Annotated in this window: 16 protein-coding genes; 13 read left to right on the plus strand and 3 right to left on the minus strand. The window is 63.7% G+C overall.

What is annotated here, in order from left to right; all coding sequences use genetic code 11:
• Positions 1-36 precede the first annotated feature (36 nt).
• Entirely contained in the window at positions 37-1566 is a 1530-nt protein-coding gene (ubiB, locus tag OM960_RS16820) for a 2-polyprenylphenol 6-hydroxylase (RefSeq protein ID WP_263339359.1), read from the minus strand.
• Positions 1567-1569: 3 nt separating this feature from the next.
• Complete coding sequence (gene ubiE, locus OM960_RS16825; protein WP_263339362.1) at positions 1570-2322, minus strand: bifunctional demethylmenaquinone methyltransferase/2-methoxy-6-polyprenyl-1,4-benzoquinol methylase UbiE; 753 nt, start codon at positions 2320-2322, stop codon at positions 1570-1572.
• A gap of 84 nt (positions 2323-2406) precedes the next feature.
• Here ubiE and mutM point away from each other — a divergent pair, with 84 nt between their 5' ends.
• From mutM to OM960_RS16865, 8 genes are all read left to right on the plus strand, one after another.
• A complete protein-coding gene (gene mutM / locus OM960_RS16830) occupies positions 2407-3258 on the plus strand; it encodes a bifunctional DNA-formamidopyrimidine glycosylase/DNA-(apurinic or apyrimidinic site) lyase (protein ID WP_264772768.1) in 852 nt (283 codons plus the stop codon).
• A 61-nt stretch (positions 3259-3319) separates the two neighbouring features.
• Complete coding sequence (locus tag OM960_RS16835) at positions 3320-4096, plus strand: enoyl-CoA hydratase (RefSeq protein WP_263339368.1); 777 nt, start codon at positions 3320-3322, stop codon at positions 4094-4096.
• Positions 4097-4245: 149 nt separating this feature from the next.
• Positions 4246-4512 (plus strand): 30S ribosomal protein S20, encoded by a 267-nt coding sequence (gene rpsT, locus OM960_RS16840; RefSeq protein ID WP_263339370.1) that lies wholly within the window; start codon positions 4246-4248, stop codon positions 4510-4512.
• A gap of 532 nt (positions 4513-5044) precedes the next feature.
• Positions 5045-6409: a chromosomal replication initiator protein DnaA gene (gene dnaA, locus OM960_RS16845; protein ID WP_264772769.1), complete on the plus strand. Its 1365-nt coding sequence runs from the start codon at positions 5045-5047 to the stop codon at positions 6407-6409.
• Positions 6410-6524: 115 nt separating this feature from the next.
• A complete protein-coding gene (gene dnaN, locus OM960_RS16850) occupies positions 6525-7643 on the plus strand; it encodes a DNA polymerase III subunit beta (protein WP_263339374.1) in 1119 nt (372 codons plus the stop codon).
• Between the two features lie 60 nt (positions 7644-7703).
• Positions 7704-8819 carry a DNA replication/repair protein RecF gene (gene recF, locus OM960_RS16855; protein WP_264772770.1) on the plus strand — a complete coding sequence of 372 codons (1116 nt, stop codon included), beginning with the start codon at positions 7704-7706 and terminating at the stop codon, positions 8817-8819.
• Positions 8816-9256 carry a VOC family protein gene (locus tag OM960_RS16860; RefSeq protein ID WP_264772771.1) on the plus strand — a complete coding sequence of 147 codons (441 nt, stop codon included), beginning with the start codon at positions 8816-8818 and terminating at the stop codon, positions 9254-9256. Before recF ends, OM960_RS16860 begins: the two co-directional genes overlap by 4 nt.
• A 38-nt stretch (positions 9257-9294) precedes the next feature.
• Entirely contained in the window at positions 9295-9921 is a 627-nt protein-coding gene (locus tag OM960_RS16865) for a LysE family translocator (RefSeq protein ID WP_263339381.1), read from the plus strand.
• Between the two features lie 391 nt (positions 9922-10312).
• On the opposite strand, the gene OM960_RS16870 is transcribed toward OM960_RS16865, so the two are convergent.
• The gene (locus tag OM960_RS16870) at positions 10313-10792 is read right to left on the minus strand and encodes a GNAT family N-acetyltransferase (RefSeq protein ID WP_263339384.1); all 480 of its coding nucleotides are present in this window, start codon (positions 10790-10792) and stop codon (positions 10313-10315) included.
• A 330-nt stretch (positions 10793-11122) separates the two neighbouring features.
• Here OM960_RS16870 and gyrB point away from each other — a divergent pair, with 330 nt between their 5' ends.
• From gyrB to OM960_RS16895, 5 genes are all read left to right on the plus strand, one after another.
• On the plus strand, positions 11123-13561 hold the full coding sequence (gene gyrB, locus OM960_RS16875) for a DNA topoisomerase (ATP-hydrolyzing) subunit B (RefSeq protein WP_264772772.1): 2439 nt from the start codon (positions 11123-11125) through the stop codon (positions 13559-13561).
• 257 nt (positions 13562-13818) lie between these two features.
• Positions 13819-16269 carry a type I restriction-modification system subunit M gene (locus tag OM960_RS16880; RefSeq protein WP_264772773.1) on the plus strand — a complete coding sequence of 817 codons (2451 nt, stop codon included), beginning with the start codon at positions 13819-13821 and terminating at the stop codon, positions 16267-16269.
• Positions 16266-17504, plus strand: coding sequence for a restriction endonuclease subunit S (locus OM960_RS16885; RefSeq protein ID WP_264772774.1), 1239 nt, complete (start codon positions 16266-16268; stop codon positions 17502-17504). The genes OM960_RS16880 and OM960_RS16885 overlap by 4 nt, the downstream gene beginning before the upstream one ends.
• A 42-nt stretch (positions 17505-17546) precedes the next feature.
• Complete coding sequence (locus OM960_RS16890) at positions 17547-20615, plus strand: type I restriction endonuclease subunit R (protein ID WP_264772775.1); 3069 nt, start codon at positions 17547-17549, stop codon at positions 20613-20615.
• Positions 20605-21327 carry a M48 family metallopeptidase gene (locus tag OM960_RS16895; RefSeq protein WP_264772776.1) on the plus strand — a complete coding sequence of 241 codons (723 nt, stop codon included), beginning with the start codon at positions 20605-20607 and terminating at the stop codon, positions 21325-21327. The genes OM960_RS16890 and OM960_RS16895 overlap by 11 nt, the downstream gene beginning before the upstream one ends.
• The last annotated feature ends 1 nt before the right edge of the window (position 21328 follow it).

The following is a 21328-nucleotide window of genomic DNA, read 5'->3' on the forward strand; positions in this document are numbered from 1 at the left end:
GCCGCCGCCGCACCGCCGCGCGCCGTGGTTATCGGTTCAGATCAACATCGCGAGCGCGAACCCGCCGCCCGCCAGCGCGGCGCCGAGCGTGATCAGCAGCGCCGTTTCCAGCGCCGGCCGACGACGCGCGGGCTCCGCGCGTTCGGTCTGGTTGATCAGCATCGCCTCAGCGATCTGCGGCAGGCGAGGGCCGAACCGGCCGAGCACCCGCGCAGTGAGGACCAGGTCGCGGACCAGAGCCTTCGGGCCGACGCTCTCGCGGATGTAGCGCTCGACCACCGGCCTTGCGACCTGCCACATGTTCATGTTGGAATTGAGCGAGCGGGCGACGCCCTCGACGACGACCATCGTGCGCTGCAAGAGAATCAGCTCGGTCCGGGTCTGCATCCCGAACCGCTCGGTCACCTCGAAAAGGTAGGACAGAAGCCGCGCCATCGAGATCCGGCTCGCATCCATGCCGAAGATCGGCTCTCCCACGGCACGGAGCGCGCGGGCGAACTCGTCGATGTCGCGGTCCTGCGGGACGTAGCCCGCCTCGAAATGGACCTCGGCGACACGGCGGTAATCCTTGCGGATGAAGCCGATCAGGATCTCGGCATAGACCCGCCGGGTGTATTCGTCGATATGGCCCATGATGCCGAAATCATAGGCGATGATGTCACCGTTCGGCGCGACCTTGAGGTTGCCTTGGTGCATGTCGGCATGGAAATAGCCGTCGCGCAGCGCGTGGCTGAGGAAGAGCTGCAACACCCGCTCGGACAGTTCCACGCAGTCGTGGCCCGCCGCGCGGATCGCCGCGACATCGCCGAGCGGGATCCCCTCGGCCCAACCGAGCGTCATCACCCGCCGCGACGACAGGTCCCAATGCGGCGCGGGCACCTGGAAGCCTTCGTCCTTTTCGGTGTTGGCGGCGAATTCCGAGGCGGCAGAGCTTTCGAGCCGGAGATCCAGCTCGCCCATCACCACGCTCTCGAAATGGCTGATCACATCGGAGGGCCGGAGCCGCCGCGATCCCGGCAGCAGCAGCTCGATCAGTCCGGCAGCGAAATGGAAGGCGTCGATATCGCGCTGGAACGCGCGCTCGATCCCCGGGCGCAGCACCTTGACGGCCACTTCCTCGCCCCTGCCGGCGAGCCGGGCGCGGTGCACCTGCGCGATCGAGGCCGCCGCCACCGGCTCGGAAAATTCCGAGAATAGCGCATCCACCGGCTGGCCGAGCTCGGCCTCGACCGTCGCCTTGGCGACCGAGGTCGGGAAGGGCGGCAGCTTGTCCTGCAGGACACGGAGCTGGTTCGCGAGCTCCTCGCCGACCACGTCGGGCCGGGTCGAGAGCATCTGGCCGAACTTGATGTAGGCGGGTCCGAGTGCCGTCAGTGCCCGCGTCACCGGCGGCTCGGCCGGGTTGCCGCGATAGCCAAGCCACTTGAACGGCCAGCCGACGACGCGCGCGAGAAGCCGGAGCCGCGGCGGCGTTTCCATCGCCTCGAGCGCGATCTTCATCGCGCCGGTCCGCTCGAAGGTCGCGCCGGTACGGATCAGGCGCCAGAGATTATGGGGACCGCGCAATGCTCAGATCTTCCAGCCGGAATGGAGCGCCGCGACGCCCATCGTGAGGTTGCGGTACTTGACCTGCTCGAAGCCCGCGGCGCGGATCATCGCGGCGAAGCTCTCCTGGTCGGGGAACTTGCGGATCGACTCGACGAGGTACTGGTAGCTGTCGCGGTCGTTCGCGACGATCTGGCCCATCACCGGGATCACGTTGAAGGAATAGCGGTCATAGGCCCATTGCAGGCCCGGGTTCGGGATCTGGCTGAATTCGAGCACCATCAGCCGGCCGCCGGGCTTCAGCACGCGGTAAGCCTCCGACAGCGCGTCGGGAATGCGGGTGACGTTCCGGATCCCGAAGCTGATCGTGTAGCAGTCGAAGGTGTTCGCCTCGAACGGCAGCGCCATCGCGTCGCCCACGACCCAGGTGAGACGGTCAGCCATGTTCTCGGCATCGGCGCGTTTCTGGCCTTCGAGTAGCATCGACTCGGTCATGTCGAGCACGGTCGCGGTCGCGCCTTCGGCACGCTTGAGGTAGCGGAAGGCGATGTCGCCGGTCCCGCCCGCGACGTCAAGGAGCCGCGAGCCCGGACGCGGTGCGAGCCAGTCCATCATCGCGTCCTTCCAGAGCCGGTGGATTCCCGCGCTCATCAGGTCGTTCATGATGTCGTAGCGGTTGGCGACGCGGGTGAAGACGCCATGCACCATCCCGGCCTTGTCGCCCTCGGCGACGGTCTTGAACCCGAAATGGGTGGTGCGGGTATCGGTCTCGGTCATGGCCCCTTGCCGTTCCGTTGAACTCGCCCTTCTTATAGAAGCCTTGGCCGCAGAGACAATGCGGCGGAAAGGACACGAGGCGAAATGCCCGAACTGCCCGAAGTCGAAACCGTGCGCCGGGGGCTCGTGCCCGCGATGGAGGGGCGCGTGATCGAGCGCGCGCAGGTGAACCGCCCGGACCTGCGCTTTCCCTTCCCCGAACGGATGGCCGGGCGGCTGACCGGCGCGCGGGTTCTGGGGCTCAGGCGGCGCTCGAAATACATCCTCGCCGACCTTTCGACCGGCGAGACGCTCCTTGTCCATCTCGGCATGTCGGGACGGATGCTGATCTCGGGTGTGACGATCGGCGGCTTTCACCATGCCCATCCGCTGCCGGCAAAACACGACCATGTCGTCCTCGACATGGAGGGTGGCGCGCGCGTGACCTTCAACGACGCCCGCCGCTTCGGCGCGATGGACCTGATGGAGACGGCGGAGGCCGACGACCACTGGCTCCTGCGCGACATCGGCCCCGAGCCGCTCGGCAACCGTTTCGACGAGGACTACCTGGTTGCCCGGCTCAAGGGGCGGAGCACGCCGGTCAAGGCCGCGCTCCTCGACCAGAGGCTCGTGGCGGGGCTCGGCAACATCTATGTCTGCGAGGTCCTAAACCGCGCCCGGATCGACCCGCGCCGCAAGGCCGGGCAGATCGCGGCGGCGCGGGTCGCCGCGCTTGTCCCAATTGTGCGCTCGGTCCTCGGCGAGGCGATCGAGGCCGGCGGATCCTCCCTCAAGGACTACCGCCAGGCCGATGGCGAACTCGGCTATTTCCAGCATGCCTTCCGCGCCTATGACCGCGCGGGCGAGGCCTGCCGGAACGACAGCTGCACCGGCACGATCCGCCGAATCGTCCAGTCCGGACGTTCCACCTTCTACTGCCCCGCCTGCCAAAGATGACTTGATCCCGCCGGTCGGGCTGATAGGTGTTGCCATCAAAGCAGAACGAAAGGCCCCTCGCATGGCTTACGAGACCTTGATCGTCGAGATCGAAGACTACGTCGCGCTCATCCGCCTGAACCGGCCGGACGCGCTCAACGCGCTCAACGCGAAACTCCTCGACGAACTGGGCGACGCACTCGCCGCCGCGGACGCCAACGACAAGGTGCGCTGCATCGTCCTCACCGGGTCGGAAAAGGCCTTCGCGGCCGGCGCCGACATCAAGGAGATGTCGGAGAAGAGCTTCGTCGACGTCTTCACCAGCGACCTCTTCGGCGCAAATACCGAGCCGATGCTGCGCTGCCGCAAGCCGATCATCGCGGCCGTCGCGGGCTATGCGCTCGGCGGCGGCTGCGAGCTGGCGATGATGTGCGACTTCATCATCGCCGCCGACACCGCGAAATTCGGCCAGCCCGAGATCAATCTCGGCGTCGTCGCCGGAATCGGCGGCACCCAGCGGCTGACACGCTTCGTCGGCAAGGCAAAGTCGATGGACATGCACCTGACCGGGCGTTTCATGGACGCCGCCGAGGCCGAGCGTTCGGGTCTCGTCAGCCGCGTCGTGCCGGCCGCCAAGCTCCTGCCCGAGGCGATGGCCGCGGCCCGCAAGATCACCGAGAAATCCGCGCTCGCCACGATGGCGGTGAAGGAGGCGGTGAACCGCAGCTACGAGACGACGCTGCGCGAGGGCCTCCTATTCGAGCGGCGCCTCTTCCACGCGCTCTTCGCCACCGAGGACCAGAAGGAGGGCATGAGCGCCTTCCTCGAAAAGCGCCAGCCGCAGTTCCGCGACCGCTGAAACCTCTTTCCATTGCCCGCGTTTTCCCTTAAGGGAGCGCGGTCACATGCGCGTGGAGCCCGCTCAGGCTAGAATCGACCGGTTCACTGGGAACCCGGGTTCTGTCGCGTTATCGTATCGAAACAGACCCGGAAGTTGGGAAACCACATATGGCCAATACGCCCCAGTCCAAGAAGCGCGCCCGCCAGTCCGAGCGCCGTCAAGACGTCAACAAAGCCCGCCGTTCGCGGATTCGCACCTTCCTTCGGAAGGTCGAAGAGGCGATCGCCTCCGGCAACCAGGAATCGGCCGCAGCCGCTCTGCGCGCCGCCCAGCCGGAACTGGCCCGCGGCGTGACAAAGGGCGTCGTTCACAAGAACACCGCCGCGCGCAAAATGTCGCGCCTGGCCGCTCGCGTGAAGGCTCTGACCGCCTAAGGCCTTCAAAAGAATGAGAAATCGAAAGGCGCAGCCCGGGGCTGCGCCTTTTGCATTTTGCATCGCCAGCACGCCCCTGTGCCCCTTTTGCACGACCTGGCGGATTCGTTTCGGCAAAGCGTGAGTCAAGCGCGAAGTTCTGTTGCGGGGCCTTCGCCCGACTTGCTAGCGTCAGCTTGCGATTCACATCGTCTTGGGGAGACATGCGGTAACCAGTGGGATCGGGCAGGCGCTGCACCTGCCTAGTCCCAGTGCGTGCGTCGATGTTTGCGGCGCGCGGGCTTGGTTCAAGGTGCGGACCGTCGGTCTGTGCTTCAGGCTCTTGTTGGGGGGCCGGGTCCGGCGGGATCTGGTTCTTATCCGATGCTGCCATGTCCATGATGCTTACGCCTCCGGCTGGAGGCGAGACGAAGCCGGTAACCAGCCGGACGGCGGAGCGTTATCTACCCGGACGGACGCTGGGTCGACATGGGTGGAGGGGCCTGCGCTTCTGCGGCGCGGGACTTTGGTAAGAGACGTGAGAAAGCGAAAAATGATCGAAGAATCCTGGGGGCAGGTCCGAAATGAACTTCTCAAGTCCGTTGGCAAGAACAACTTCGCGTCCTGGATCGAGCCGCTGAAGCTCGACACGCTCGAGAACGGCATCGCCAGGTTCGAGGTCCCGACGAAGTTCATGCGCGACTGGGTGTCGCGCAATTTCGCCGAACAGATTCGCCAGCACCTGACCCGTGTCGGCGCCGAGGTCGAGCGGGTCGAGTTCCACGTCCCGACGCAGCGCGACGCCGCGCCCGCCAAGGCCGAGGCCAAGCCGAATCGTGCCTCGCGCAACGCTCCGCGCGCCGGCGACGATGCCGAGCTGCCCGGCGCGCCGCTCGACGCCCGCTTCACCTTCGACAGCTTTGTCGTCGGCAAGCCGAACGAGCTTGCCCACGCCGCCGCCCGCCGCGTCGCCGAGGGCGGCCCCGTGACCTTCAATCCGCTGTTCCTCTACGGCGGCGTCGGCCTCGGCAAGACCCACCTCATGCATGCCGTCGCCCACGAGCTGCAGACCCGCCAGCCCGATCTCCGCGTGCTCTACCTCTCGGCCGAGCAATTCATGTACCGTTTCGTGCAGGCGCTGCGCGAGAAGGAGATCATGGGCTTCAAGGAGATGTTCCGCTCGGTCGACGTGCTGATGGTCGATGACGTCCAGTTCATCGCCGGCAAGGAATCGACGCAGGAGGAATTCTTCCACACGTTCAACGCGCTCGTGGACCAGAACAAGCAGATCATCATCTCGGCCGACCGCGCGCCGGGTGAGATCAAGGATCTCGAGGAGCGGATCAAGAGCCGCCTGCAGTGCGGGCTTGTCGTCGACCTGCACCCGACCGACTACGAACTGCGGCTCGGCATCCTCCAGCAGAAGGCCGAGCAGTACCGCGGCCAGTATCCGGCGCTGAAGCTCGCGAACGGGGTGCTGGAATTCCTCGCCCACCGGATCACCACCAATGTCCGCGTTCTCGAGGGCGCGCTGACCCGGCTCTTCGCCTTCGCGAGCCTCGTCGGGCGCGAGATCACGCTCGACCTCGCGCAGGACTGCCTCGCCGACATCCTTCGCGCTTCCGACCGCAAGGTCACGATCGAGGAGATCCAGCGCAAGGTGGCCGAGCACTACAACATCCGGCTGTCCGACATGATCGGCCCGAAGCGGGTGCGCACCATTGCCCGTCCGCGGCAGGTGGCGATGTATCTCGCCAAGACGCTGACCACCCGGTCGCTGCCGGAGATCGGCCGCCGGTTCGGCGGGCGCGATCACACCACGATCATGCACGGGATCCGCAAGGTCGAGGAGCTGAAGACGACGGACAGCCAGCTCTCCGAGGATCTCAACATGCTGCGTCGGCTCCTGGAAGGCTGAAAGCGCGCGAAGCGGCCTTGACCCTCTGTCCATTCCATCGGACAGTCCCGAAAATTCTTGAGCCTCGGGGGAAAGTTGCTAACTTTCCCCTCCCGGCGATCTCAAGGGGACGGATATGAAGATCAGTATCGAGCGCGCAACGCTTCTGAAAGCGGTGGGCCAGGCGCAGTCTGTCGTGGAGCGGCGCAACACGATCCCCATTCTCGCCAACGTTCTGATCGAGGCGGAAGGCAATACGGTGAGCTTCCGCGCCACCGACCTCGACATCGAGGTCGTGGACAAGGCCCCGGCCCAGGTCGAGCGTGCCGGCGCGACGACCGTCTCGGCGGTGATGCTGCACGAGATCGTGCGCAAGCTGCCCGACGGGGCGCTGGTGCAACTGACCGACGACAGCGCCGCGGGGCGGCTGACAGTCGAGGCAGGGCGGTCGACCTTCTCGCTCGCGACCCTGCCGAAAGAAGACTTCCCGGTGATGGCCTCGTCGGAATACACCGCGAATTTCTCGGCCCCCGCGCCGGTGCTGCGCCGGCTCTTCGACAAGTCGAAGTTCGCGATCTCGACCGAGGAGACGCGCTACTACCTCAATGGCGTCTACATGCATGTGGCGCAGGGCGAGGACGGCCAGGTCCTGCGCTGCGTCGCGACCGACGGTCACCGGCTGGCGCGGATCGACGCGGCCCTGCCGGAGGGCGCGTCGGCGATGCCGGGCGTGATCGTGCCCCGCAAGACGGTGGGCGAGCTCCGCAAGCTGCTCGACGACGACGAGACCCAGATCGCGGTCTCGGTCTCGGAGACCAAGGTCCGCTTCGCTGCACCGGCTATCACGCTGACGTCCAAGGTCATCGACGGCACCTTCCCCGACTATTCCCGCGTCATCCCGACCGGCAACACGCGGCGGCTCGAGGTCGATGCCCAGGAATTCGCCAAGGCGGTGGACCGGGTGGCGACGGTGTCCTCGGAGCGCTCGCGCGCGGTCAAGCTGCAGCTCGACGAGGACCGGCTGGTCCTCTCGGTCAACGCGCCGGATGCCGGCGCGGCCGAGGAGGAACTGGCAGTGGCTTACGGCGACGAGCGGCTGGAGATCGGTTTCAACGCCAAGTATCTCCTCGAGATCGCGAGCCAGGTCGACCGCGAGAACGCGGTGTTCCTGTTCAACTCCTCGGGCGATCCGACCCTGATGCGCGAGGGCAACGACACCTCGGCGGTCTATGTCGTAATGCCGATGCGGGTCTGATCCGGCTTCGCCGGAGCCTCCGGCGGGGATATTATTGGCAAGATGAAAGGCTGAGCGGTCTTGCCGGGGCTTGCCGTGACATTTCTGCTCCTGTCGCATTTCCGTTCGCACCGGCGGACGGAGATCGCGTTCGACGGCCGTCCGGTGGCGATCTTCGGGCCGAACGGGGCGGGCAAGACCAACATTCTCGAGGCGGTGTCGCTCCTGTCGCCGGGGCGGGGCTTGCGGCGCGCGACGCCCGATGAGATCGCGCGGCGGCCGGAGGCGCTCGGCTGGAAGCTGAGGGCGGAACTCCGGAGCCTGCACCAGGTCCACGAGGTCGAGACCTTCGCGGAACCGGGCGCGAGCCGGGCGGTCACGATCGACGGCAAGGCGGCGGCGCAGGCGGCCTTGGGGCGGATCGCCCGGATGCTCTGGCTGGTGCCGGCGATGGACCGGCTCTGGATCGAGGGGGCCGAGGGGCGGCGGCGGTTTCTCGACCGGATGACGCTCTCGTTCGAGCCCTCCCATGCCGAGGCGGTGCTCGCCTATGAAAAGGCGATGCGGGAGCGGAACCGGCTTCTACGGGACGAGGTGCGCGACGCGGGCTGGTACGCGGCACTCGAGGTGCAGATGGCCGAGGCGGGGGCGGCGATCCAGGCGAACCGTGCCGCCGCGGTGGCGCGGGTGACCGCCGCACAGGCGGGGGCGGAAACCGCCTTTCCGGTGGCGGATCTGACGATCCTCGGGCCGGAAGGAGATGATTTTCCCAATGGTGCCAGTGCGTTGTCTGAAGCTTATAGCGCCGTTCGGAGCCGCGACATGGCCGCGGGGCGCACTCTCATCGGACCGCACCGGGCCGATCTCGGCGCCGTCTATGCGGCCAAGGGCATGCCTGCCGCGCAGGCCTCGACCGGCGAGCAGAAGGCGTTGCTGATCTCGCTCATCCTTGCCAATGCCCGTGCGCTGGCCGAGGATTTCGGGGCGCCGCCGATCCTCCTGCTCGACGAGGTCGCGGCCCATCTCGATGCCGGGCGCCGCGCCGCGCTTTATGACGAGCTTTGTGCATTGGGCGCACAGGCCTTCCTGACCGGGACCGGGGCGGAACTGTTCGAGACGCTGGGCGCCCGGGCGCAGGCGTTCGAAGTGACCGACGACAGCGGGTTGTCGACCGTGAGAGAGAGGGATTTGTCATGACACCACAACGGGTTACGCTCATCACCCTCGGCGTCGACGACCTCGCCCGGTCGCGGGCCTTCTACGAGTCGCTCGGCTGGCATCCGGCCGAGGCGCAGGAGAACGTGGTCTTCTTCCAGATCCATGGCGCGGTGCTCGGTCTCTTCGGACGCGCGGCGCTGGCCGAGGATCAGGGGCGACCCGGTGTGCGGCTCGGGACCGGGGCGATGACGCTGGCGCAGAACTTTGCGAGCGAGGCGGAAGTGGATGCGGCGTGGAGGGCGGCGGTCGCCGCCGGGGCCGAGGCACTCAAGAAGCCCGAGAAGGTGTTCTGGGGCGGCTATTCAGGCTATTACGCCGATCCCGACGGCCATGTCTGGGAGGTCGCGATGAATCCTTTCTGGCCGCTCGAAGAGGACGGATCGCTGAACATTTCCCGTGCAGCCGGCGTGCCGTAAGCGTACAGCGCGCGTACCGACACCGGACAGAGACCGCCATGACCGTCACCCCCGCCTCCCTTCTCCTCTATGCCGGCGCGCTCGGCCTCCTGTGGCTGACGCCCGGGCCGGTCTGGGTCGCGCTCACCGCGCGCGCGCTGTCGGGTGGCTTCGCGAGCGCCTGGCCGCTCGCCGTCGGCGTCACCATCGGCGATCTCGTCTGGCCGCTGGTCGCGATCTTCGGGCTCGCCTGGGTCGTCGATCAGTTCGACCAGTTCATGACGGTCATGCGCTATGTCGCGGTCGTCGTTTTCGTCGTGATGGGCTGGCTCCTGATCCGCCACGCGGGCGAGCCGGTCTCGACCGACCGGCGGTTGACCCGGCCGGGGCGATGGGCGGGGTTCATGGCCGGGATCGCGGCGATCCTCGGCAACCCCAAGGCGGTCCTCTTCTACATGGGCGTGCTGCCGGGCTTCTTCGACCTGCGCCATGTGAGCGCGCCCGACATCGTGGCGATCGCGCTGGCCTCTATGACGGTGCCGCTGATTGGCAACCTCCTCCTGGCGCTGCTGGTCGGCGAGGCGCGGAGCCTCTTGAAGTCGCCCCGCGCGCTCTGGCGGATCAACGTGACGGCGGGGGTGATGTTGATCGCGGTCGGGCTGGTGATCGGGCTGGTGGAGGTTTGAAGCCTGAGCCTTGACGGCCGCATCGAGCCCAGAGCGGTCATTCCCAAATTGCCGGTCGCGATTCCTGTTGCTACTTTCCGCCTGCCCATAGATGCAACGAATGATGAGTGTTCGTCTGCAGATGAATTGGAATGCGAGCAGCCGATTTCGAACGGTAGGCCGGGCTCATTGAGCTTTCTGCTTTTGCCGCGCTTTGTCGATGCAGCAAGCGGCGCTTCTCTATAGTCTTGGCATTGATGTATTTTCGTCGTTCGAGGATTGTTTTAGCCCATCCGTGGCAGATGTCGGTCGGGTGAGATTGCCCGGGCACCCTCTTAAAGGGTGCTGTCAGAGAAATGCGAACCAGTTTCCGCAAGGACAGAAACTGCGTTGGTTGAAAAGTACATTGGTGTCATTTCACAAGTTCCATGTGCATGATCTCGAAGGTGGCGCCACCCACCGCGTGAGAAGAAATTGAGCGGTGCAGCGCCACGAAGCCGTGCTTCTCGTAGAACCGCACGGCGTTCAGTGTAGCTTCCACGGTGATCGGACCAGAAAAGCCCTCCGATGCCTTGGCGATTCCCAGGGCTAGCAGGTGCGATCCCAGGCCCTGACCTGCGGCCTCCGGCAAGATGAACATTCGTGTCACCTCGCCAGGCACCGTATCGACGAACCCGACCGCCCTGCCATCCTCTCGCACCGCAACGAACATACGGCCATGCGATATGAGATTTTCATAGAACTCGGGGGTTCTTTCACCCATCCAGTTAATGATCTGCTGTTCCGAGTAGAAGTCTCCGGCCAGCCCTGCAACGGAATCGCGGGTGATCTCGAATACCGAGGCCCCGTCACCGGCGCGTGCAGGCCTTATCACCAGGTTGAGCGAAGCCATCTGCGGAGTCCTGAAGAGAACTATGCTCAGCGATGATGTGGAGGTTACTCTTGGGTCCGCACAGGAGCAATGGACTTGCGGTGACTAAGCCTCCTGCAAATAGATGTTACGGACCGGAGGCTACCACAAAGTAGCGAATGCCGCCAACGACTGCTTCGTCAGCAAGACAGCCATCCGCATCAGGAAGGGAGGGTGACGCGACGGGGCAGACGAACTATGCTCCGCGCGCCGTGTTCGACCTCGCCCGCACCCCTAAATCTTGTGGCTTCGGCGTGACAATCCCCCCCGCAGCCCCTATAAGATGGGCAGCAAAAACCGGGGCGAGCGGGCATGACCGACGAGACGCAGAAGCCGAGCGAATACGGCGCCGATTCCATCAAGGTTCTCAAGGGCCTGGAGGCTGTTCGCAAGCGGCCCGGCATGTATATCGGCGACACCGACGACGGCTCGGGCCTGCACCACATGGTCTACGAGGTTGTCGACAACGGCATCGACGAGGCTCTGGCCGGTCACGCCGACTTCGTGCGGGTGCGGATTCACGCCGACAACTCGGTCTCGGTTCGCGACAACGGGCGGGGGATTCCGACCGACATGCACCCGACCGAGGGCGTCTCTGCCGCCGAGGTGATCATGACCCAACTCCACGCCGGGGGGAAGTTCGACCAGAACAGCTACAAGGTCTCGGGCGGGCTTCACGGCGTCGGCGTCTCGGTCGTGAACGCGCTGTCGGACTGGCTGGAGCTTCGGATCTGGCGGAACGGCAAGGAGCATTACGCCAAGTTCGTGCATGGCGAGACCGCCGAGCCGCTGCGGGTCGTGGGCGATGCCGCGCCGGGCGAGAAGGGGACCGAGGTTCGGTTCCTCGCCTCGTCGAAGGTCAGCGATCCGAACGGCACATTCTCGAACCTCGACTATGTGTTCAAGACGCTGGAGACGCGGCTGCGCGAACTCGCCTTCCTAAATTCCGGCGTGAAGATCATCCTCGAGGACAATCGCGGCGCCGAATTGCAGCGCACGGAGCTTTTCTATGACGGCGGCGTGCGCGAGTTCGTGAAATATCTCGACCGTCACAAGACCTCGGCGATGCCCGAGCCGATCTTCATCACCGGCGAGCGCGGCGGCATCGGCGTCGAGGTCGCGATGTGGTGGAACGACAGCTACCACGAGACGGTGCTGCCGTTCACCAACAACATCCCCCAGCGCGACGGCGGCACGCATCTGGCGGGCTTCCGCGGCGCGCTGACGCGAACGATCAACGCCTATGCGCAATCCTCGGGCATCGCCAAGAGGGAGAAGGTCGACTTCACCGGCGACGACGCGCGCGAGGGGCTGACCTGTGTCTTGTCGGTCAAGGTGCCGGATCCGAAGTTCTCCTCGCAGACCAAGGACAAGCTGGTCAGTTCCGAGGTGCGGCCGGCGGTCGAGAACCTCGTGGGCGAGAAGCTCGGCGAGTGGTTCGAAGAGCATCCCGCCGAGGCCAAGGTGATCGTCGGCAAGATCATCGAGGCGGCTCTGGCGCGGGAAGCGGCGCGCAAGGCGCGGGAATTGACGCGCAGGAAGACGGCGATGGATGTGGCCTCGCTGCCCGGCAAGCTCGCCGATTGCCAGGAGAAGGATCCGGCTTTGTCGGAACTGTTCCTCGTCGAGGGGGACTCGGCCGGCGGGTCGGCCAAGCAGGGGCGCGAGCGGAAGAACCAGGCGGTGCTGCCGCTCCGGGGCAAGATCCTCAACGTGGAGCGGGCGCGGTTCGACCGGATGCTCGGCTCGGAGCAGATCGGCACGCTGATCACCGCTCTGGGCACCGGGATCGGGCGCGACGAGTTCAACCTCGGCAAGCTCCGCTACCACAAGGTCATCATCATGACCGATGCCGACGTCGACGGCGCCCATATCCGGACGCTTCTGCTCACCTTCTTCTTCCGGCAGATGCCGGAGCTGATCGAGCACGGCCATCTCTTCATTGCCGAGCCGCCCCTTTACAAGGTCGCGCGCGGCAAGTCGGAGGTCTACCTCAAGGACCAGGCGGCACTGGAGGATTACCTCATCCAGCAGGGCGTCGAGGGCGCGGTGCTGCGGCTCGGCACCGGCGAGGAAATCACCGGCGCCGATCTCTCCCGCGTGGTCGAGGAGGCGCGGGTGGTGCGGAAAAGCCTGATGGCCTTCCCGACGCATTACCCGATGCACATCCTCGAACAGGCGACGATCGCCGGCGCGCTGGTCGCGGGCCGGGTCGATGCCGATGCGCAGGGCGTGGCCGACGAGGTCTCGCGCCGGCTCGACGAGGTGGCGGTGGAATACGAGCGCGGCTGGCAGGGCCGTCCGACCCAGGACCACGGATTGAGGTTCTCGCGCTCGCTCAGGGGCGTCGAGGAGGTCCGCACGCTCGACGGCCAGATCCTGCGCTCGGGCGAGGCGCGGCGGCTCGCGACCCATACCGCGGCGCTGCAGGAGGTCTATGGCGGCATCGCCAAGCTGGTGCGCAAGGACCGCGAGCAGCTGATTCACGGGCCGATGGAGCTTCTCGCGGCGATCCTTGCCGAGGGCGAGAAGGGGCTGACGCTGCAGCGCTACAAGGGCCTCGGCGAGATGAACCCCGAGCAGCTCTGGGAAACCACGCTCGACCCCGCGGCGCGGGTGCTGAACCAAGTGAAGATCGACGACCTCGCGGAGGCTGACGACATCTTCACCAAGCTCATGGGCGACGTCGTGGAGCCGCGGCGGGAGTTCATCCAGCAGAATGCGCTGAGCGTAGAGAACCTGGACTTCTGAGCGAGTGTAGGATCGCGCAAAATCTTGCGTTCTACCCAAAGGTTTGCGCGATTTCCCCATAACGCTGCGCAGCCCGAATCTTGTTGCCATCCGGATCCGGTCAGATTTTTCCGGAAAAACGGCCAGTTTCTCCGATGAGACGCCGACGGAAATTCCGGATTTACATGAAGTCCATGCGCGGGTGAGTTCGCCTCGTTGCACCTCCCGTCGAAATCGATTCATAGTCCTCCGGAACACCCGGTTGGCGAGGATCCCGAATGGCAATCAAGAAAAGCGACATCTACCGGTCGCTCTGGGACAGCTGTGATCAGCTCCGCGGCGGCATGGATGCGTCTCTTTACAAGGACTACATCCTCACGCTGCTGTTCGTGAAATACGTCTCCGATCGCGCGGGTCGTCCGGATGCGCTGATCGAAGTGCCGAACGGTTGTTCGTTCGGCGACATTCGAAAGCTCCGGGGCACCAAGGATATCGGCGAGGGCATCGACAAGGCGATCGCCGGGATCGCCGAGGCGAACGACCTGAAGAACGTCATCGACCGCGCCTATTTCAACGACAGCGAGAAGTTCGGTCGTGGCCCGAAGATGGTGACGACCCTCACCGCGCTCATCAACATCTTCAGCCGGGAGGAGCTGAATTTCAGCCGCAACCGGGCTGACGGCGACGATATCCTCGGCGACGCCTACGAATACCTGATGCGGAACTTCGCGACCGAGTCCGGCAAGAGCAAGGGCCAGTTCTACACGCCTGCCGAGGTCTCCCGCGTCGTTGCCGCTGTCGCCGGCATCAATCGGGCCACCAGCCCGAAACAGACCGTCTATGACCCGACCTGCGGATCCGGGTCGCTCCTTCTCAAGGCGGCTGACGCGGCGGGCGTCGACCTCACGATCTATGGTCAGGAGTTCGACATCACCACCCGCGGCCTCGCCAAGATGAACATGATCATGCACGGACGCGAGGATGCCGAGATCGCGCAGGGCGATGTCATCGCGGAACCGCAGTTCAAGGCATCGGACACCGCGATCCAGACTTTCGACTTCGTCGTTGCCAATCCGCCCTTCTCTGCCAAGGCCTGGGGCTCGGGCCTGACTGCCGACATCCGCTACGGTCGTTTCGATCTCGGCATGCCGCCGGAAAAGAACGGCGATTTCGCGTTCCTGCTCCACATCCTCGCCTCGATGAAGGCCACCGGCTCCGGCGCCGTCATCCTTCCCCATGGTGTCCTTTTCCGGGGGAACAAGGAGGCGGAACTGCGCGAGAAGATCCTCAAGCGCGGCTACATCAAGGCGATCATCGGCCTGCCCGCGAACCTCTTCTACGGCACCGGCATCCCCGCCTCGATCATCGTGCTCGACAAGTCCGGCGCCTGCGCCGAGCGCCCCGTTTTCATGACCGACGCCTCCCGCGGCTTCATGAAGGATGGCAACAAGAACCGCCTGCGAGAGCGGGACATCCACAAGATCACCGACGCCTACACCCGCCAGCTGGAAATCCCCGGCTATTCCCGTCTCGTCCCCTATGCCGAGATCACGCGCAACGACTTCAACCTCAACATCCCGCGCTACATCGATGGATCGGACCCCGAGGATCTTCAGGACATCGAGGCGCATCTCAAGGGCGGCGTTCCGAACCGCGACATCGACGGGCTGGCCGAGTTCTGGACGGTCATGCCGGGCATCCGCGCGACCCTGTTCGGGCCGAACCCGCGCCCGGGCTATTCCGATCCGCTGGTCGCGCCGGAAGAGGTCCGCGCCATCATCTGCCAGCATCCCGAATTCGACGCCTTCCGCGACCGAGTTCACGCCATCCTCGACGGCTGGGCAGGGGCGAACGCGCCGCTGATGGATGGGATCGAGGTGGGCGAAAACCCCAAGGCTCTGATCCATGAGATCGCCGAGGATATGTTGGAACGGTTCGCCGCTGCCCCGCTGATCGACAAGTATGAGGCGTATCAGCGGCTCATGTCCTATTGGGCCGACACGATGCAGGACGATGTCTTCATCATCGCACACGATGGCTGGAATGCCTGCCGGGAGATTCGCGAAGCGCGTTACGAGACCGACAAGGACGGAAAGATTAAGTGGCTGGAGCCAGGAGATCTGATTGTCAAAGAAGGACGAAAGACTACGAGGCTCATGTGTGAGGTGATTCCGCCTGCACTTGTTGTGGGAAAGTTCCTCCCTCTGTTGAAGGCCGATCTTGATCAGGCCGAGGCGGAAGCCTTGGAAGTCACGCGGCAACTGGAAGAGATGGTCGAACAGCATGGTGTCGAAGACGGCGATCTGTTCCATGCCGTTCCCGACGACGGAAAGATGACGCAGAAATCAGTCAATGAACGCCTCAAAGCGGCGGGTGTAGACGGTGACGAGAAAAAGGCCCTGAACAGGGCAAAGAAGCTGCTGAAGGATGAAGCTGCGACAAAGAAGGCTGCCAAGGAAGCGGAGGCGGCGCTGAACGCGGCTACTATTAAGAAATACTCGGAGTTGACCGAAGACGAAATCCGCACCCTCGTTGTGGATGATAAATGGCTGACCGACATTGCTGAACTGATCGAGGGTGAAATCGAGGCCCGCACCGATGGGTTGACGACAAGGCTGCGCATCTTGGTCGAACGGTATGCGGAGACGCTGCCATCTTTGACTGATTTGATGCGGGACTATGACCAGAAGGTCACCGTGCATCTTTGCACGATGGGATATTCGGTATGACCGAAGGCAGCGCGCCGCTACCGGAAGGTTGGTCGTTCATACCTCTCGGTGACCTTATGAAGTTTCAGAATGGCTTCAACACAGACAAATCAGCCTACGGGCATGGCTTGCGCTTCGCCAACGTGCTGGAAGTCATTACAAACACACATCTCAAGGCGAACCTGATTCCAGGAAGGGTTGCCACCTCGGCCTCGGAAACCAACCGATACCTCGTTCAGAGAGGCGATATTCTGTTCAATAGAACCTCCGAGACCCAAGAGGAAGTCGGTCTCGGGTCCGTCTATTTGGACGACGAACCAATCCTTTTTGGTGGCTTCGTGTTGCGCGGTAAGCCGATATCGGACGCACTCGACCCGCTGTTTGCCGGCTATGGCCTGCGGTCTCAGATCGTCCGACAACAAATCATGGCTGCGGGCCAAGGTGGCATTCGAGCCAACATTGGCCAACAAAGCCTTTCGAAGATCAAGATTGCTCTCCCTGGCAAGTCTGAACAAGAAGCCATCGCCGAGGCGCTTTCGGATGCGGATGCGCTGATCGAGGGGATCGAGCGGCTGATCGCCAAGAAGCGGCTCATCAAGCAGGGCGCGATGCAGGAGCTCCTGACCGCCAAGCGCCGCCTTCCGGGGTTCTCGGGGGAGTGGGTGGAGCGCCCCTTGAGCAGCATTTCAGCCTTCATCACGAAAGGCGCCACCCCCACGACCTATGGGTTTGGTTGGGAAACGCACGGCATCTTGTTTCTCCGAAGCGAATGCGTTTCGCCAAGAGGTCTCGATCTGTCACAGTCGATGTTCATCTCGGAAGAAGCGCACAGGGCCACACGACGTAGCGAAGTCTCGGGCGGCGATATTCTCATCACGATTACGGGCAATGTCGGGCGCGTGGTGCGTCTTCCCCATGCGTTCGAACAAGCAAATATCAATCAGCACATTGCACGGATCAGGATCACGGCGGAGGACGTAAATCCCGACTTTGTGTTTCATCAGCTATCTCGCCCTGAATACCTTGGATATTTCAATTCGATCGTGACAGGACAGGCATATCCGCAGATCAGCTTGCAGCAAGTTCGAGAGGCGAAAGTCGCACTTCCGTGCTCCGAGGAGCAGATGGGAATTGCCCTTTTGCTGAACGACATGGACGCCGAAATCCAGACCCTCGAAACCCGCCTCGAAAAGGCGCGGGCGATCAAGGAGGGCATGATGCAGAACCTTTTGACCGGACGGATCAGGCTGGTCTGACGACTTATTTCAACGAGTGATTTCGAGAATGGAGACGGCGGCATGAGCAAGATCGGCGAGGCGGAGCGCAAGGCGCAGAACCGGGTTATCGACCTCTTGAGCGGCCACCGCACCGGCGCGCCCGGCGGCCTCGGCTGGCGCTATCTCGGCGATTGGCAGAAGCGCGAGGGCAACGCCAATATCGAGGAGGATCTGCTGCGCCCCTGGCTTATCTCCCGCGGCCATGCGCCCGAGATTGTCACGCAGGCCATTACCCTCCTCAAGCGCGAAGCACGGATGGAGGGATCAAAGCTCTACGAGGCCAACAAGGCCTTCTACGACATGCTCCGCTACGGTGTGGCCGTCGCGCCCGGCCCGGGCGAGGCCCCCGTCACCGTGCGCTTCATCGACTGGGGCGATGCGGGCGCGAATGACCTCGGCGTGGCCGAAGAGGCCTCGATCAAGGGCAAGGACGCCAAGGCCTGGAACAAGCGGCCCGATCTGGTGCTCTATGTCAACGGGATCGCGCTTGGCGTGGTGGAGCTGAAGAAATCCACCGTGGGCGTGGGCGAAGGCATCCGCCAGACGCTCGACAACCAGCGGCCCGAATTCATCCGGCACTTCTTCACCACGGTGCAGATCACCTTCGCCGGGAATGACAGCGAAGGGCTGCGCTATGCCCCGATCCAGACGCCGCAGCCCTATTGGCTGGCCTGGAAGGAAGAGAGCGAAATCACCGCGCGCCTCGACCGCGACGTGACGCAGATGATGGCGCCCGCGCGGTTCCTGGAACTGATACACGACTTCACGCTGTTCGATGCGGGCATCAAGAAGATCGCCCGCCCGAACCAGCATTTTGCGGTGAAGGCCGCGCAGGATCGGGTGCGGGCAAAGGAAGGCGGGATCATCTGGCAGACTCAAGGATCGGGCAAGAGCCTGATCATGGTGATGCTGGCGCGCTGGATCCGCGAGCATTTTCCCAACGGACGCATCCTGATCGTCACCGATCGGAAGGAGTTGGACGGCCAGATCGAGGATGTCTTCGGCAATACCGGCGACAAGGTCCGCCGCGCCCGCAGTGGCAACGATCTGTTGGCGGCGCTCGCGGATCCGAAGGATCGCATCGTCTGCTCCCTTGTCCACAAGTTCGGCAAGAGGGAAGAGAGCGAGATGGAGGCGCTGATCTCAGATATTCAGAACGCAAAGATCGGCGCGCCGGTCGGCGACTTCCACGTCTTCATCGACGAGGCCCACCGCACCCAGTCCGGCAAGCTCGCGAAGGCGATGCGACAGGTGCTGCCCGATGCCGTGTTCATCGGCTTCACCGGCACGCCACTCTTGCGGTCGGACAAGGAGACATCGCTGGAGACCTTCGGGCCCTATATCGGCAAGCCCTACCGGTTCGACGAGGCCGTGGAGGATGGCGTGGTTCTGGATCTTCGCTACGAGGCGCGCGACATTGATCAGCGGATCAGCGCGCCCGGCAAGATCGACGCCTGGTTCGAGGCGAAGACCAAGGGCCTGACGCAGGTCGCCAAGGCGACCCTGAAACAGCGATGGGGCACCCTCCAGCGGGTTCTTTCGAGCCGTGATCGGCTGGAGCAGATCGCGAGCGACATCATCATGGACATGGAGATGAAGCCCCGTCTGAAGGCCGGCACCGGGAACGCGATGCTGGTGGCCGGCTCGATCCCAGAGGCCTGCAAGTTCTTCGAGATCTTCCGGAAGTCTGGGTCCATGCTGGCCGACAAATGCGCGATCGTGACCTCCTACAAGCGTGCGGCGCCTGAACTCACGGGCGAAGAAACCGGGATGGGGGAGACCGAGCGGCAATATGTCCATCGGGTTTATCAGGATCTGCTCGGCGAGCGTTCGGAGGATGACTACGAGGAGGAGGCCCTGAGGCTCTTCAAGAAAGAACCAGGCCGGATGAAGTTGCTGATCGTCGTGAGCCGGCTTCTGACCGGCTTTGATGCACCGACGGCGACCTACATCTACATCGACAAACAGATGCGCGATCACGGGCTGTTCCAGGCGATCTGCCGTGTGAACCGGCTGGACGGGGACGACAAGGATTTCGGTTACATCGTCGACTACAAGGATCTGTTCCGGAACATCGAAAGCGCGGTGGACGACTATACGTCGGAGGCGTTCGATACCTTCGACAAGGAAGATGTCGAGGGTCTGATCACCAACCGTTCGGAACGGGCGGACGACGATCTGCGCGCCGCGCGGGATGCCTGGTTCGGACTTCTGGACGCAGTCGAGCAGCCAAAGGGCGATGACGAAATCTTCGCCTATTTCTCAAGCCCCATGGGAATCGAACACGATCCGGAAGCGGAGGACAAGGCACGCCGTCGGCAAGCGCTCTACCGGATCGCGGGCACGTATGCCCGGTCATATGCGAACGTCGCCTCTGAGCCATCGGGTTCCAGCTTTAATGATCTTGAACTCGCCGAGTATCGCAACGAGGTCGAACGCGCCATCGGTATTCGTGATGCTGTGCGGCTTCACAGCGGCGATGCGGTGGATCTGAAGCTCTACGAACCGGCGATGCGCCACATGATCGACACCTATATCAGGGCCGACGACTCGGAGGTGATCTCGCGTCTCGACGACATCAGTCTGATCGACCTTGTTGAAAGCAAAGGTGCGGACGCGGAAGGCGATCTGCCTGCCCCGGTCAGGAGGAACCGAGAGAACGCGGCCGCGGCGATCGAGAACAACGTCCGCCGGCTCATTATCGACGAGACACCTGTGAACCCTCGTTTCTACGAGCGGATGTCGGAACTGTTGACGGACCTGATCCGGCAGCGACGCGATGACGCAATCGCCTATGCCGAGTATCTGGAAAGGATCGCGGCGCTGGTCCGGGACGCAAAGGCCGGGCACGGTAAGACCTATCCATCTTCCGTCGATACGCCCGGTCGAAAGGCCCTCTTCGACAACCTGGATGGAGATGAGGATCTCGTCATGAAAGTTGACGGCGCTGTCCGGGACACCGCGCCGCACGGTTGGCGTGGAAACGGAATGAAGGAGAGAAAGCTAAGACGCTGCCTTGAGGCCGTTCTGGTCAGCCCTGAAACCGTCGAGCGCATTCTCGAGCTTCTTCATCAGCACCATGAATACTGACGTTCTGGAGATCGCGGGCATTCGGGTGGAGGTCCGCCGAAAGCGGGTCAAGAACCTGCATGTGGGTGTCTATCCGCCCGACGGATCTGTACGGGTTGCCGCGCCCGAGGCGCTAAGCGCCGATGCGATCAGGTCGGCGGTCTTGACCCGGATGACATGGATCCGAAGCAAGCAGCAGCAGTTTATGCGGCAATCACGCCAGCAAGAACGCCTGTATGTATCGGGTGAAACTCATTTCGTCTTCGGCCGAGCGCGCCGCCTGTCCGTGACGACCCAGACAGGCAGGGGCCATCGGATCCTCTTGGTCGGCAATGATGGGATCGAGTTTCACGTCCCTGAACTCAGTTCTCATGATCAGCGACGCCGATGGATGGAAGCCTGGTATCGGGCAGAGCTGCGCCGTGTAGCATCCCCTCGTATCATCCATTGGTCCGAGCGGATCGGATGCAACCCTGCCTCATGGGGTATCCGAACGATGAAGACCAAATGGGGCAGCTGTAATCCGGCGAAGAAGATCATCTGGCTGAATTCGGAACTTTCGAAGAAGCTGGTCTCTGCGATCGACTATGTGATCCTGCATGAGATCGCGCATTTCGTGTCACCGCGCCACGATGAGGTATTCCTTAAAGTCCTTGAAACTCACATGCCGACATGGCGCCAGGTCCGCGCCGATCTGAACGCACTTCCCCTTCCCGCATGGACGGAAGGATAAA

The sequence above is a fragment of the Defluviimonas salinarum genome (assembly GCF_026013545.1).
Classification (GTDB): domain Bacteria; phylum Pseudomonadota; class Alphaproteobacteria; order Rhodobacterales; family Rhodobacteraceae; genus Albidovulum; species Albidovulum salinarum.

Excerpts from the sequence above, each read along its gene's own strand:
- mutM (WP_264772768.1), top strand. The coding sequence starts at position 2,407 with ATGCCCGAACTGCCCGAAGTCGAAACCGTGCGCCGGGGGCTCGTGCCC.
- OM960_RS16860 (WP_264772771.1), top strand. The coding sequence starts at position 8,816 with ATGACACCACAACGGGTTACGCTCATCACCCTCGGCGTCGACGACCTC.
- rpsT (WP_263339370.1), top strand. The coding sequence starts at position 4,246 with ATGGCCAATACGCCCCAGTCCAAGAAGCGCGCCCGCCAGTCCGAGCGC.
- OM960_RS16865 (WP_263339381.1), top strand. The coding sequence starts at position 9,295 with ATGACCGTCACCCCCGCCTCCCTTCTCCTCTATGCCGGCGCGCTCGGC.
- OM960_RS16870 (WP_263339384.1), bottom strand. The coding sequence starts at position 10,792 with ATGGCTTCGCTCAACCTGGTGATAAGGCCTGCACGCGCCGGTGACGGG.
- OM960_RS16890 (WP_264772775.1), top strand. The coding sequence starts at position 17,547 with ATGAGCAAGATCGGCGAGGCGGAGCGCAAGGCGCAGAACCGGGTTATC.
- OM960_RS16895 (WP_264772776.1), top strand. The coding sequence starts at position 20,605 with ATGAATACTGACGTTCTGGAGATCGCGGGCATTCGGGTGGAGGTCCGC.
- gyrB (WP_264772772.1), top strand. The coding sequence starts at position 11,123 with ATGACCGACGAGACGCAGAAGCCGAGCGAATACGGCGCCGATTCCATC.
- ubiE (WP_263339362.1), bottom strand. The coding sequence starts at position 2,322 with ATGACCGAGACCGATACCCGCACCACCCATTTCGGGTTCAAGACCGTC.
- dnaN (WP_263339374.1), top strand. The coding sequence starts at position 6,525 with ATGAAGATCAGTATCGAGCGCGCAACGCTTCTGAAAGCGGTGGGCCAG.
- OM960_RS16885 (WP_264772774.1), top strand. The coding sequence starts at position 16,266 with ATGACCGAAGGCAGCGCGCCGCTACCGGAAGGTTGGTCGTTCATACCT.
- OM960_RS16880 (WP_264772773.1), top strand. The coding sequence starts at position 13,819 with ATGGCAATCAAGAAAAGCGACATCTACCGGTCGCTCTGGGACAGCTGT.
- OM960_RS16835 (WP_263339368.1), top strand. The coding sequence starts at position 3,320 with ATGGCTTACGAGACCTTGATCGTCGAGATCGAAGACTACGTCGCGCTC.
- dnaA (WP_264772769.1), top strand. The coding sequence starts at position 5,045 with ATGATCGAAGAATCCTGGGGGCAGGTCCGAAATGAACTTCTCAAGTCC.